The 14,945-nt window shown below is 41.1% G+C and carries 10 protein-coding genes; all 10 read right to left on the bottom strand.

The genetic code is table 11. The annotated features are described in order from the left end of the window. Positions 1-505 precede the first annotated feature (505 nt). A complete protein-coding gene (locus OQ268_RS16520; protein ID WP_265857774.1) occupies positions 506-2,473 on the bottom strand; it encodes an OmpA family protein in 1,968 nt (655 codons plus the stop codon). A 48-nt stretch (positions 2,474-2,521) separates the two neighbouring features. Beyond that, entirely contained in the window at positions 2,522-3,496 is a 975-nt protein-coding gene (locus tag OQ268_RS16515; protein ID WP_265857772.1) for a PorP/SprF family type IX secretion system membrane protein, read from the bottom strand. A 69-nt stretch (positions 3,497-3,565) separates the two neighbouring features. Next, positions 3,566-4,915: a T9SS type B sorting domain-containing protein gene (locus OQ268_RS16510; protein WP_265857771.1), complete on the bottom strand. Its 1,350-nt coding sequence runs from the start codon at positions 4,913-4,915 to the stop codon at positions 3,566-3,568. Continuing rightward, positions 4,896-5,915 (bottom strand): hypothetical protein, encoded by a 1,020-nt coding sequence (locus OQ268_RS16505; RefSeq protein ID WP_265857769.1) that lies wholly within the window; start codon positions 5,913-5,915, stop codon positions 4,896-4,898. The genes OQ268_RS16510 and OQ268_RS16505 overlap by 20 nt, the downstream gene beginning before the upstream one ends. 150 nt (positions 5,916-6,065) lie before the next feature. Then, a complete protein-coding gene (locus OQ268_RS16500) occupies positions 6,066-7,022 on the bottom strand; it encodes a hypothetical protein (protein WP_265857768.1) in 957 nt (318 codons plus the stop codon). Between the two features lies 1 nt (position 7,023). Next, positions 7,024-7,938 (bottom strand): hypothetical protein, encoded by a 915-nt coding sequence (locus OQ268_RS16495; protein WP_265857766.1) that lies wholly within the window; start codon positions 7,936-7,938, stop codon positions 7,024-7,026. 1 nt (position 7,939) lies between these two features. Continuing rightward, positions 7,940-8,869, bottom strand: a complete 930-nt coding sequence (locus tag OQ268_RS16490; RefSeq protein WP_265857764.1) for a hypothetical protein — start codon at positions 8,867-8,869, stop codon at positions 7,940-7,942. A gap of 18 nt (positions 8,870-8,887) precedes the next feature. Further along, on the bottom strand, positions 8,888-11,623 hold the full coding sequence (locus OQ268_RS16485; RefSeq protein WP_265857762.1) for a collagen-like domain-containing protein: 2,736 nt from the start codon (positions 11,621-11,623) through the stop codon (positions 8,888-8,890). 20 nt (positions 11,624-11,643) lie between these two features. Beyond that, positions 11,644-12,144 carry an OmpH family outer membrane protein gene (locus OQ268_RS16480; protein ID WP_265857760.1) on the bottom strand — a complete coding sequence of 167 codons (501 nt, stop codon included), beginning with the start codon at positions 12,142-12,144 and terminating at the stop codon, positions 11,644-11,646. A gap of 85 nt (positions 12,145-12,229) precedes the next feature. Then, positions 12,230-14,945, bottom strand: a 2,716-nt coding sequence (locus OQ268_RS16475; protein ID WP_407674017.1) for a beta strand repeat-containing protein, incomplete at its 5' end; no start/stop codon positions are given.

Here is a 14,945-nt window from a genome sequence, read left to right as displayed (position 1 = left end):
AGTTGTAAAATTTTCAGCAAAGATAAATCGCCACTTGGTTCACTCAACCGAGCCACTAAGCTATTAGCCGATTTTTTTCTTGGAAAGCAATTGCAGCAATACTTTGGTATGGTTCGGCCCCGCTAATGCTTCAAGTGCCGATGAAAAATCGGCAGCTTTTCGCGAATATCGGGTTTAGATGGCTTCAAGCATGGTCCTATGATCGATAATGCCTTCTAATGTATCCAAGCAAAAGTACAGGCTAAGCGGATAGGCACCAATGTTTGTAGTTTCTATTTTGAATGCATAAAATATGTACAAAGAATTATCAATTTTCTTCATAATTCATGTTCGCCACAATATGTATTCTAACAAAGAACCTACGGTGTTCAAGTAGGCCATCAAACATGTACAAATTCTTGGTTCAGCTATTCAATTCAATCGGCAGGATGTAAAAAAAGGCTTTAACAAAAAGAAGGCTTATCAAATTTCATTTGACAAGCCTTCTAATCATGTAAAAAAGTAACTACTGTTTAACAATCTTAAATTCCGTGCGTCTATTCAACTGGTGCTCTTCCTTACTACACTTAACTCCATTTTCGCAACGGTTTAGTAACATACTTTCACCATAACCTTTTGCTGTAATTCTAGACTTATCAATTCCCCTGCTAACAATATATCTCACTGCAGAATTTGCCCTGTTTTGAGATAACTTTTGGTTATAATCGTCATTTCCTCTACTGTCAGTATGAGATCCTAGTTCAATCCAAATGGTTGGGTTCTCTTTTAAAATTTTAACTAACTTATCTAACTCTTTTGCCGCATCCGGTCTAATGTTAAACTTATCAAAGTCATAATAGATATTTTCCAGCCTAATAGGTTTAGCAATGATAATAGAATCCAAGTAGAAATCTTTCCTAATAACCTTTGAAACATCTAAATTCTTCGTGGTTAGTTGGTCTGTAGCATTTCTAAAATTTGTCTTATCCGCTGTCATATCATAATCAGTACTTTCACTTAAATCAAACTGATACCGGCCTTTGTCATCCGTTTGAATCTTTAACGGTACTCCATCAACCTTTTTTAGGCCAACGATAGCGTTAACCAATGGCAACTTCGTTTCTTTATTAAACACTGTACCTTCCAATTTAAAAATCAACTGTTGTTGTTCTATAAAACTGTAAATATCATCACTTCCAAGCCCACCATCTCGATTGGACGCAAGGTATCCTTTAGCTTTACCCTTAGGTTGGTAGGCAAAATCATCCTGGGGTGAATTTATAGGATAGCCCATATTTTCAGTTTTACCTATGTTGCTACCATCCATTTTGGCCTTGTAGATGTCAAGTCCGCCCATTGTAATGTTACCATCGGTAGAAAAATAAAGGAAATTATTATGTACCATTGGGCTACGTTCGTTTCCATTTGTATTAACAGCCGACAGATTTACCGCCTCTGTCCATTGATTGTCTTCAGTCCGTTTGCAAAAGTAAATGTCAGTACCTCCCTTGCCACCTGGCATATCGGAAACAAAATACAAAATCTTTCCATCCTGACTTAAAAAGGGATCTCCCACCGACCATTTTTGAATATTGTTATAACGGAACGAGATCGGCTCACTCCAAGCATTGCCTTGTTTCTTACTACTGTAAATGGCAATGTTTAGTGTAACGGGAGAACCCTTTACTTTTTCAATTTTTTCAGGGATTTTTGTTAGCGTAAAAAATACCTCATTTCCATCCGCACTAAAACTTGGTGCTGCAATATGATACTCTGAAGCATCTTTAATCGGAAATACGGCTATACTATCACTATCGTTTGATTTCTGGTAGATTCTTAAGTATCTATTTCCTGTCCATCCGTAAACATTCTTCTCAGGCAAATTACTTCCATCAAATTTTAAAAAACGCTTTCCAGATCCAGCTTTACCCATTCCAGAAATTGTCCTGTCGGAGCTAAACAAAATACCGTCTTGGTAAGGTATTGCACTCCAGTCAGATTGTGCGCTGTTTAAATTTTTCTCATTAGTAAGGATAACCCTATTAGGTTTTCTCATCCATTTCAGGGCAGAATCACATGAGTTTTGCCAAAACTTAATTTGCTCGGTTTGAGGATTTGTTAAATTCTTTGATGCGGCAGCATATTTTGTGAACTGCTCTTTAGCCTCACTGTATTTAGCATTATTCATTAACATTTCAGCATACCATTTATATGCTTCGGGTGTTGCACCATCCATCGCAACTAAGATTGCATACCAGCTCTCTGCTTGTTTGAAATCTCTCATCAAACGATAACTGTCTGCCAGTCGCTCTACTGTACGCAAGGTTTTCTTTTTTTGATAAGCTTCTGTATATAAAACTACGGCTTTACTATAATTGTATAGTTCATACTGTAAATCGGCTTCCTTTAATACGTACTGGGCGCTCACCTTAATATGGGCAAACATTAATATGAAGACAACAATTACGGTAATGCTTACGGATTTTTTCATCATAGGTTTTTACTTTGATGGTTCGAATGTTTTAGTTAACTCTAATGATTTCTAGAAATATCGTGGGGTCAACATTCTCACATTCTTTGGCTTAAGATAAAAGCCAACAGATATTTCATGAGAACCACCATTGTATCCTAATAGACTGCTAATCGTGTAGTCGAACGCATAGCCTATCCTAAGTTTTGGACTGGCAAAGATTTCGGTCATTGCAACGATCGCATTTTTTTTATCAAGATCTTTCTGTAAGTAAGCTTTATTGTAAAGGCTAACGGCGGTACGGTAGGTACCTCCTAACCAAATTCTCTCGCCCAACAGTACAAAAGCATTAATATCTAAACTTGTTGGCCCACCTCTGTCGTCTTTCAGTAAAAATGAAGGCTTAATTTGCACAGCTTCGTTAATTGGCAACAATAGCCCAGCAGTAATATAATAATGGGCTTTGGGCGTTGGAAAATAGATTACGTCGTTATTGTTTCTAACAGTGTATTGAGCCATTAAATTGTCTACAGAAATACCGGCATACCACCGACTAGTAGAATAGAAAGCACCAACCCTGGCATCTGGCAATAAATTATTTTGCATACCAACAGGGATTTTTACGTCTCCAAAATCAATGGGATCCAAAAGGCTTCCATTGAGTCCGTTTTGAATTATCCCAATGCCCAACCCAAAGGCCAGTCTAGTACTTTCATCATTTCCAACCCTGATTCTATAAGCATAATTAGCATAGGCTGCCAAACTGCTTTGAGCGCCTAGCTTGTCAGACGATACCTGAAAGGCCAAACCAACATTTCCATCATTCGCGGTTGCATCTATAGCCAGAGACATGTTCTTTGGAGAACCCTTAATGCCAACCCATTGATTGCGGTAAAAACTATGGAGGTTTAGTTCCTCTTTATAACCCGCATAGGCAGGGTTGATGTATATGCCATTAAACATATACTGACTATATTGTGCGTCTTGCTGTGCCTTAACTGCACAAGTTACTAGCAATAAAGTAAATAATATAAGTGCCTTTTTCATTTTAAGTTTTTTTACATCATCTTACTTACATATATTTTGAATGCAATTGGGATGTTTGAAACGCCTTTTCTAATTTCTTAGCAAAGTAACCCACCTCACAAAGGTTTGCCACTTTCCAGTTTTATCTTTCAATCTTAGGTTAAAGTAATATGTACCTTCATTTAGCCCTTCGCCACTCCAATTCTCTTGGTAAGGTCCATTGCTTCGGAACACCTCATTACCCCATCTGTTGAAAACTGATAGTGAATTCTCTGGGTAGGCCATTAATCCAAGTATTTTTAAAGCATCGTTTTTACCATCTCCATCTGGCGTAATAACATTCGGCATACGTAGACCAAATATCTCTTTACTTACGGACGAGGTGTTATTTGCTAAGTTCACGTCTTGCTCTTTGCTAGTTACTGTGGCGGTATTTATTACAACCCCCTCATTATCGGTTTTAACTTTGAAGGTTAAGGTTACAGATGCTCCAGCAGATAAATTGCCTAAAGTCCAATTCAAATCTCTGGTAGAAGAATTGTAGCTCGCTGTTCCATAATTTGTTGATGAAGAGACGAAGCTTAAACCTGCAGGTAATATATCTGCAACCACTACTCCAGTCGCCAAATTTGCGCTCGTATTTCTAACTTCGATGGTGTAATCAAATTCTTCACCAATTGATGCTATCGCTGCTGATACGCTCTTAACAATACTCAAATCTACCATCGCGGCATTGGGATTGAGCGTAATGGTTGAAGAGTTATTCCCAGGTACAGGATCGAGTTCTGCTCCTGCTATCACTGCTGTATTGCTATATGGACCTGTAGCATTTACCTTGGCGGTTATAGTCATGGTTGCTGTTGATCCATTTGCAAATGTGCCAATCGTCCACACCCCTGACACTGGATCGTAAATACCGGTAGATACTGTTGAACTTACGTAGGTATAACCAGTCTGCAAAAGATCAGTTATTTTTACGTTTGTGGCATTATTTGGTCCGGCGTTGTTAGCGGCAATTGTAAATACAACGTTATTGCCAATAGTTGGTGTCAGTGTACTTGCTGTTTTTATTACCCCTAAATTAGCTTGGAGCACTCCAGGTACCGGTGTTACTGTTGATGTATTATTTGAAGGATCGGGATCTGTTTCACTACCACTTACAGTAGCTGTATTCGCATATGAACCACTTGCATTTACAATAGCTGTGATTGATAAGGTCTCACTTACACCATTTGCCAAGTTTCCAACTGTCCAAACCCCGGTTAGCGAATTATAAGCGCCAGCTGTTGCAGTTCCGCTTACATAGGTATAACCGGATGGTAGTAAATCCAAAATCTGAACGTTGCTTGCAGTTGCAGGTCCGTTATTTTTTACAACTATCGAGAAAATGAGGTTATTACCCACGGTTGGCGTTGCGTTATTAACAGTTTTTGTAACCATCAAATCGGTACAGTTTACAGTAGTTTTGGTAAAGAAAGCACTTGCCCCCAACAGCACCGGGAATCAGCAGATTATTGCCGGTATTGATACTAATTGGGCTACCGCCATTGGTGCCGCTGCACGATTGAGACCATATCCCAGGTGTCAATTGTTGGCTCACAAAGGCCAGCGCATTATTAAATAAGCTTTCATTGGTACCAGTTCCGTTTGTGTTGGTTGCCGAGTTATGCTGCAAGGTTAGATTAGCAGCACCTGCAAGATTACTGCTGATTTGCCAAGTTCTGTCCATACCTTTGTTGGCAAGAGTTGTTTCCAGGGCAGCACTACTTGCATAATTTTTAACTTGTACATTAATATTTCTAATTGCCGCCTGATTGGTAAGGGTTACGGGGGTATAATCGAGTCCAGCAATACTAACTGGGAATAAAAATGAGGCCCCTGATCCTAGATTTTCTTTCACTATATTACCAGAACCATTTGTTACAACATGCTTGCTTACATCATATCCATTAAACAAAGCGTCATCATCCAGAACGATATTGAAATTGTTTAAGATGAGGTGGCCGGATTTGAAGCCAATCGTATTGGTGACCCTAGTATTCCCTGTTAATGAAAGTCCATCTGCATTATCTATTTCTATATTTGGAAGTGATGGATTAATCCCAGAACTATAACCACCATTTAAGGTTTGTTGCAATGGGTAGCCTGCATAGAGCGGATTATTTCCCCTAAACACTATCACACCCGTACCTGTTTGACTATTGCCTGGTAAAGAGATAAATTTTGCAGCCGGGTCTACGACCATGTTTTTGCCATAGAAAAGCGCTGTTGCACCATCTTCAATATACACAACTGCATTAGGGCCAAAAGTTACGTCCCCATACCAGGTTAATGGTACGCCTGCATTTATATCAATTGGGCCATTAATATAAGTAGCAGACTGCCCGTAGGCGGTATAGGCAAAAAGCCCGATAAAAAGCAGTGTTAGTAACCTCTTCATATTATTTTTCAGTTCGTTCTTAAATCAGTTCGTTCTTAAATTTAAACCATCCACATGTACGTTTAGATAATACCGGAAGCTTCTCATCCGACAACTAATACGTGATTCTGACCTATGTGCATTTACAAGTCGGCATTTGTTTTTTTACTACTAGTTTGCGTAAGACGCAACAAATCCATAAGAAGTAAAGGCTAAGTTTATGTTTGCCGCGTTGGCAATCTCATAAGCTTTCAATCTAGCGTTATACCTGCCAGGAGGTAGCGTCAATGAACCGGATATGGTAAAGTTTGCATACCATGAACCATGTAATTGCATCGTCGGACCAAATAAAGTTCCGTCTCCTGTTCCGGTAACAACTACCCCTGTTATTGTATCAAATATTTCAAGGTCGTAAGTTACAATGGGTGTTGCTACAGAATTCGTTGAGATATCATCAATTGCAGCCGTAAAACGGATAGTCGTCAATGTTGGCGTAGTGATTATCATATCGGCATCTAATAGATTTTTAATATTGCTGACGCCAGTTGAGGTCTTGTTAAGTGTTTGGGCAGTTGCAAGGCTATTTGTTGCGATACCTAAGGCCACTGTATTGGTTACAATTCCCGGGGATCTATAAAACTTTCTGATATAAGTAGTTGAAGGGAAACTGGACGAACCAGCAATTGGCCCATAATTTAGCACATGCCAGGTAGTTCCGCCTGTAGGATCAGCATTTCTTACAACTACAAGTGACCAACCTGGATTAAGTGATAGCGAACTAACGGCTGAATTGCTGGTATTAATTAGCTCTGACGAACTTGTTATAACTGTCAAAGAATTACTTGAACTGGCATTCCTAATGAAGTAAATCCTCCCATTTCTATTAGCTGCGGTTCCAGCAGATATGGATGGCAAAGTGTAAGTTGTATTTGCTACATTATTAGTGTAATCCACTATATAATCATCACCAAGTGTATACGCAATTCCAGGATTTACTTTATAATTTCCAGCAAATGATCCGGCATTATGTAACGTGCTTAATGCTGTGCCTGTGCCAGTACCTGTTTGTGTATATCCCTTTAAACAAAAACAAATAACCAGTGATAATATGAAAAATGTTGTTCTCATTTTAGTTTGAATAAGATGCTATAATGGAATATGAAATGAAACCCAATGTGAGGGCTGGACCTCCAGCACCAAAGTTTGACTTCAGTCTGGCATTATAGGTTCCGGCAGGTAAGTCAATCTCGTCAACCAAAGTAAAGTTAGCTTGCTCGCCACCTACCATTTCCACTTGAATAGAAAGTTGCGTTCCCTGTCCAGTTCCTGCTACAGCATTACCCGTAGTTGTATCATACAGTTCAAGGAAGTAATTGAGGTAAGGCTGAGTGGTAGAGGTGCTATATTCATTAATGCCAGTAACAAATGTAAATTGTACTTTCTTTGAAGTAGGAACAATTAAATCGGTATCAAAAAGATCAGTATTACCGGTACTCGATAAAAAGGTTACCTCAGAAGCTCCTCTCCCTCCCATTGCAACTGTAGGTCCTGCTGTATTTTTTACAGTTCTCAGATAGGTCTTTGATAGCGGCTGGATGTCGGCTACGTCAACGATAGCCCAAGTATTGTTTGTACCCCCCGAAACAGTTGCGTTTCTAACCACCATAATCGATCTTTTTGCAGACAAAAAATAGCTATTACTGCTTACTTGACCATCATTTAGGGTTTCACTTCCTGAACCTCGAATTGTTAGAGTATTACTGGCACTACCATTCCTGATAAAATATACTCTACCATTTCTATTTAAAGACGTACCTTCAGAGATAGAAGGAAGGGTATAGACCGTTCCTGCTATATTGTCATTATAATCTACTATATAATCGTCACCTAGTGTATAGGTGGTTCCAGGATTACTTAAATATTTACCAGCGTAAGATCCACCATTGTGTAATGTACTTAATGGAGTTTGAACATTTATCCCAGTTTGGGCAAATGAAACCACTGACAAAAAAATAAGCGACAGTACTAAAAGTATATTTTTCATTCTATCTTAGATAACTAGGGTCCATTGAATAAGAGACAAAATGGAAATTTCCATTTTGCGTTGGGAAATTGCTAACGTAATAAACTTTCATTCTTGCATTGTAGGTTCCTGCAGGCAAGGCAATGTCGTCCATGAGTGTAAAAGATGTATTCTGACCAGATATCATTTCGACAACTGTGCCAAGTGAAGAATTTGGCCCAGAACCTGCAACAACTGCGTTTGTTATCGTGTTATATATCTCCAAATAAAAGTGAACGATCGGATGAGAACTTTGATCACTGGATGAATCATCTATTCCAGCTCTGAAGGTAAATGTCACAGTTCTAGGCGATTGAATATTAAAATCATTAGATAAAAGTTTATTACCAAAAGCCCCAAACATTGTACTTGCGCTAGCGGGTGAATTGGTCGATGAAGATGCTGGTACTCCGAAACCATACGTACCTGATACCGTCTTTCCAGAAACATCAAGCACCCCCCCTAAATCAGAGTAGCTTAATATGTTCCAGGTGTTATTTGTACCGCCTGGTGGCGTTGCATTTCTGATAATAGTAACGGCATGACCAGGGTAAAGCAGAATGGTATTTGAGTTAGCTGTGCCAGAATTGATCGTTTCACTGCCTGATGCTTTGACAGTGATTGCATTAGATCCAACTGCCCCATTGCGTATAAGATAAGTTCGTCCATTTCTGCCCGCGGCATTGCCTTCTGAAATAGATGGCAAGGTATAAACAGTATTTGCAGTCGAAGCCGTAAAATCAACTACATAATCATTGTCTAAAGTATAGGTTACCCCAGGATTTACATAATTTCCAGCGAAAGAGCCAGTATTATGCAACGTACTTAAGGGCGAGCCCGTACCGATTCCAGTTTGGGCCAGCGCCTGTATTGAAGCACAAATAGATAAGGCCAATATTATTGCTTTTTTCATAAGACGATTAACTTTCAACTATTTGTTAAGCAATTGTTCAAGCTTTTTAAGTCTGCTTTCCGTTCTATCCTGCTGAAGCTTTAATGCTTCTTTGAGTTTAAAAATTTCTTTATCTTTGGCATCAAGCTGCTTCTGTTGATCGATAACATGAAGGAAAAGCTCTTCAACCTTTTCGAGATTTTGAATTGTAAGCTCAGAAAGATCGTAAGAATATCCCTTGTCGGTTTTCTCTAATTCAGTGATAGGAGTGATGCCAGGCAAGTGGTTATTGGCTTTGATAAATGCTTCTGTTTCTTTGAGTGATTTGAACTTGTATTTCGCATTGAGAGTAGAAAATCCTTTGAAATAATCCTCAAATACATAATCCGCATAAACCGAGGATACTGTTCTGATTTTACCATTTACACGCAAGGCTTCATCGGCGAAAGAAGATTTTGAACTCGTGCCTATACCCACCCATGTACCAAGCGTATATATTTGGTCAGTGTTCGAAGTAGCCTTTACGCTGCCGCCAAATACATTCCAAGGCTCAATCTTCAACGGTGATAAATCTAATACTGGATTATTTGCATCTTCATTTAAATAAGTAAGCGCATTCGTTACACCATCAAATGCTAAAGTGGTTGTAGTTTCGGTCGCTTTAATATCAACTAAAGTAGTTCCACTGGCTTCATTCGTATAGGTAAAAGTACTATTACCATTGTTTACTAGAGTAGACGTAGGCGTATTCACCACATAAGGACTACCAGTTGTACCAGCACCTGTAATCGAAATATTCGTGCCTGCTGTAGTAACTCCTCCAACTCCTGCCGGGCCTTGAGGGCCTGTTGCACCAACCGGACCCTGTGGACCAACTCCACCTGTTGCACCAACAGGGCCTTGTGGACCGACTGCGCCTGCAGGACCTACCGCACCAGTTGCACCAACTGGGCCTTGTGGGCCGACTGCACCTGCTGGACCTACCGCCCCAGTTGTTCCAACAGGGCCTTGAGGGCCAACTGCACCAGTCGCTCCTGCGGGACCAGTTGCTCCTGTAGCGCCTCTAAAATCTGATGTAGTAAAAGTTGTGCCATCCGTATAAGTGATTGTAAAAGTTCCATTGCCATTATTAACGGTTGATGTTACACCATTACCAGCAGGACCAGCTGCACCAACTGCACCTTGTGGGCCTACCGCACCAGTTGCACCAACTGGGCCTTGTGGGCCAACTGCACCAGTCGCTCCTGCGGGACCAGTTGCTCCTGTAGCGCCTCTAAAATCTGATGTAGTAAAAGTTGTGCCATCCGTATAAGTGATTGTAAAAGTTCCATTGCCATTATTAACGGTTGATGTTACACCATTACCAGCAGGACCAGCTGCACCAACTGCACCTTGTGGGCCTACCGCACCAGTTGCACCAACTGGGCCTTGTGGGCCAACTGCACCAGTCGCTCCTGCGGGACCAGTTGCTCCTGTAGCGCCTCTAAAATCTGATGTAGTAAAAGTTGTGCCATCCGTATAAGTGATTGTAAAAGTTCCATTGCCATTATTAACGGTTGATGTTACACCATTACCAGCAGGACCAGCTGCACCAACTGCACCTTGTGGGCCTACCGCACCAGTTGCACCAACTGGGCCTTGTGGGCCAACTGCACCAGTCGCTCCTGCGGGACCAGTTGCTCCTGTAGCGCCTCTAAAATCTGATGTAGTAAAAGTTGTGCCATCCGTATAAGTGATTGTAAAAGTTCCATTGCCATTATTAACGGTTGATGTTACACCATTACCAGCAGGACCAGCTGCACCAACTGCACCTTGTGGGCCAACTGCACCTGCTGGACCTACCGCACCAGTTGCGCCAACGGGGCCTTGAGGACCAACTGCACCAGTCGCTCCTGCGGGACCAGTTGCTCCTGTAGCGCCTCTAAAATCTGATGTAGTAAAAGTTGTGCCATCTGTATAAGTGATGGTAAAAGTTCCATTCCCGTTATTAACAGTTGATGTTATACCATTGCCAGCAGGACCAGCTGCACCAACTGCACCTTGTGGACCAACTGCACCTGCAGGACCAACACCGCCAGTCGCCCCTGCGGGACCTGTTGCCCCAGTGGCGCCTCTAAAATCTGATGTAGTAAAAGTTGTGCCATCTGTATAAGTGATGGTAAAAGTTCCATTCCCGTTATTAACAGTTGATGTTATACCATTGCCAGCAGGACCAGCCGCACCAACTGCACCTTGTGGACCGACTGCACCGGCAGTGCCAGGAGCACCAATAGGTCCCTTGAGCGTGCCGCCATCCGGGCTCCAAGTGCTTCCAGACTTCATATATGTCAAACCGGTTGACGTATCGACATAACTGTCACCATCCTTTCCTGTACTGTTTGACGGCGTAGTGGTGCCACTTAACATTGATTTACCATCAACTCCATTGTGAACATTTGATTGGTCGAGTACACGTATCCATTTGTTATCCGCTGTACTCCAATAATAGTAACCCGGGGTTACATCACCAGTTGTCGCTGTATTAAAAACGGTTAATGCATTTGCCGGCAAGGTTACTGGCGCAGCGATGGCGGTATTAGTGAGTGCTACCCTGGGCAATAAGGCACCCTTATTGGTTGCCGTCATGTCTATTACCGATGATGGAGCTGGACTACTTGTACCAAAGCCCTGCTGCGCTTTTGCTATCCGGTTTGAAAGTACGATGATAAATAGTAGCGCAAGTGCCTTCAAAGCACTAGGTTTACCTTTTAAAACTAATATTGATGAAATATTCATGGCAAGAGACTGGTTGATATTTATTTACCTGTTAATTCTTTAATTACTAGCGCTGTGATATCTGTAGCAGGATTGAGATAAAGTAGGTTGGTAGTAGCGCTATCAACCACCTGCATAAACTTGCCCCGCAAGGCCACTCCTTTAATAACAGACACTACCTTCTCAGTGTAAGGTTTTGTAAGTAATTGCTTATAATCTGCAATTTTTTTATTTGCTACCTCTACATAGGCTTTAAGATCCTTATCGGCTGTTTGTGCATCAGCTATCGCTTTGGTCGTAGTTGATGATTTTGGATCTAACCTCTGTAGACTATCTGCATATAGTACAAGTTTACCCAATTGACCTTGCTTTTTGCTATATTCTGCAGTGTAGCTAGCAGCTTCCCTATTTACTAACGTATCTATTTTTGCAAACTCCTTCATGCTTGCAATTACCTTCTGGCTATTAACAACAGCGAGCTGGGCTTTCGTTTGTGCAATAGAAAGAGTTGAGAAAAGTATTATAAACAAGTATTTTGTCATTCTTTTAAATAGTATACTCAAGTATGGAAATGATTTGAATTTATTGAGAGCGTAGAAAAAACTTACCTACGCTCTTTTAAAGTTTTTATATACGGCTTATGATGAACCAATTTGTACCATCCGATTGGAATACCCAACCTTGCCATGATAGTGTGCCTGTAACACCAGTACCAGCAGCGTTGCCATCAATAGTACCTCCCGCTGAGACTACATTCACTCCGTTTGATGACGCATCTATTTTCTTAACGCTATACTTTTTCCCTAAAGCTGAACTTGCAGCTGGTAGCGTAATTACTACAGCACCTGACGAGGCATCAACCAAAATGGTTTCATCAGCTGCTAATGCAGTGTAGTTATTAGTTTCAGTACGGATGGCAGGGGCGGAAATTAGAGTTGATCTATCAACTGTTTTCAACACACCATCAATATCTGCCACCACGATTTTATCTGAGCCACCACCAGTGTTCGTATTGATATCTCTCACCCTCACAGCGCCATTTGCAACATCTAAACGCTGACTTGGGTTTGATGCTGAACTACCCAGACCAATATTACCACTGTTACCGTAAATCCAATTATTGATGTTTAACTGATTAGATGCAGTAGCTGAGATGTTTCCAGACACGCCATATCCCATCAATATGTTATTATCGCCAGTAGTTGCATTAGCGCCAGTGTATGCACCGATAAATATGTTACTATTGCCACTTGTAAGTTGATCCGCAGTGAAACTGCCTAAAAAGGTGTTGTTACTTCCAGTACTAGCACGTCCAGCATTGCTTCCGAGAAATACATTGTCAATGCCAGTTACGTTTAGTAAACCAGAGATATATCCAATAGCTACATTTCTATTACCTGTAGTATTAGAAATACCTGCTGATGCACCCACAAAAATGTTCGCCTGACCTGTGGTGTTTGAACTACCAGCAGCAGCACCAAAAAAAGCATTATCACTACCTGATGTATTATTCATACCAGCTACTGCACCTACAAAGGCATTACTTACCCCCATGTTCGACTTTCCAGCTTGGTACCCATAAACCGTATTATGAGATCCATAACCTCCTAATCCTGCAAGCATTGTAGTAATCTGCGACTCTCCCGCCTGATAACCAAAAGCAGTAAAATATGCACCAGTAATTGTTCTGTCAACCAAACCAGCATATTTATTATCGACTTTAAATATTAATCGTTGGTCATCTGTCGTACCTAAGAAATTAACTGTTTCGTCTGTACCTGCATTACCAGTAAGTTGCCAATTCGTTTTATTAAATGCCGATTGGTCTAGCGTTTTAAGAACCCCGGTAGTTGGATCGCTAACAATTACTTTATCTGTTCCAACAGTTCCTGCTTGTAAACCCGCGATTGCTAATGTACTGGCACCAGCTGTAGTAATGGTTGTCGCTTGAGTTAGTATACCACCGAGTGCAATGTTATCACCGGTTTTAGTCAATCCGTTATCGGCAGTTACTGTTGCTGCAGAAGTGCCAATGCGCAACTGACCATCTGGTCCTGCAACAACCGGGCGGTTACCCGTAGTTGTAGTAGCACCTGTGGCCAAATCTGCAACCTTTAAGGTATTATTTATTGTAAGTATTCTAGTGGTGAAATCTCCATCAAGCAAAGGAGTATTAGTTTCACTATTGTCGATCATTAAACGGTTGTCGCCAGTATGTGCCCAACCTACTCTGTAACCCAGTAAGACGTTACCACTTCCAATCCCTGCACCGAATCCTGTGCTTCCTCCAGCCTGTGTTCCAATGACAGTATTTGATATAGCTCCGGGTTTTATTTGTAAAGCTGAAGCAGTACCGATTGAAATATTGCCGGTTCCGGTAACTAAACCAGGCATAACTGATCGTCCGATTGCAATGTTAGTGCTACCATCAGTCAAATTTTCCAGCGTTCTATTACCCATAGCAACGTTGTCATTTCCTATAGTAAGACTGCGTAAAGTATATCTACCAATAGCCGTATTTTGAATACCTGAGGTTACGCTGGTTAAGGCACTCACACCAAAAGCATCATTTCTACGTCCAGTTGCTGCTAAATTCAATGCATTTGTACCAACCGCTGTACTTTCGTCACCGTTATTATGAATAAATGGCGCACCCCCTTTCGTTATTATAGCGGTAGTTGCCGTAGAGTTTGGAATATCAATATTACCGTCTGCAGTTACACGCATTCTTTGGATCGAATTGGTTTTAATTATCAAATCTATAGCATCTGTTGTGCCTAAGAAATTGGTTGATGCATTTGTACCCACATTACCATTAAGTAACCAATTATTTGCATTTAATGTCGATTGATCAATAGTTTTTAGTACTCCAGTAGTAGGATCACTAACGATTACCTTATCTGTTCCGGCAGTTCCGGTAGATAATCCTGTTAAACCTAGACTGTTTCCTGTAGTTACGTTAATCACTGTTGGTTTGGTGAGATCGCCACCCAGCTGAACGTTATCGTTAGCAACGGCTAAACCATTGTTGGCTTTCACTGCAAGCGTTACATCTGTTAATGTAGCGCCTGTGTTACCGGTAAGTGCTATAGCGCCATTGGTGGTACTAATATTCTTGCCTAGGGTCGCCGTATTCACTGAAAGTTCACCATTATTTACAGACACTGTCGGATTTGTAGCAGCTTCCTTAACGACTCCAATGGTTGTACCATTTGCGGTAGCTACATTTACCTTGTAAGCATTACCAGTTACACCAGATCCACTAACTGTGGTGTTATTGCCATCTTCAATTAACCCAATACCACCTTGTGGACCTACTGCACCGGTTGCGCCAGTCGCGCCA

It is taken from the genome of Pedobacter sandarakinus (genome assembly GCF_026240095.1).
In the GTDB taxonomy this organism is placed as follows: domain Bacteria; phylum Bacteroidota; class Bacteroidia; order Sphingobacteriales; family Sphingobacteriaceae; genus Pedobacter; species Pedobacter sandarakinus.
The sequence above is the reverse complement of the archived record's forward strand: the minus strand, read 5'-3'. Positions and strand labels throughout refer to the sequence as shown.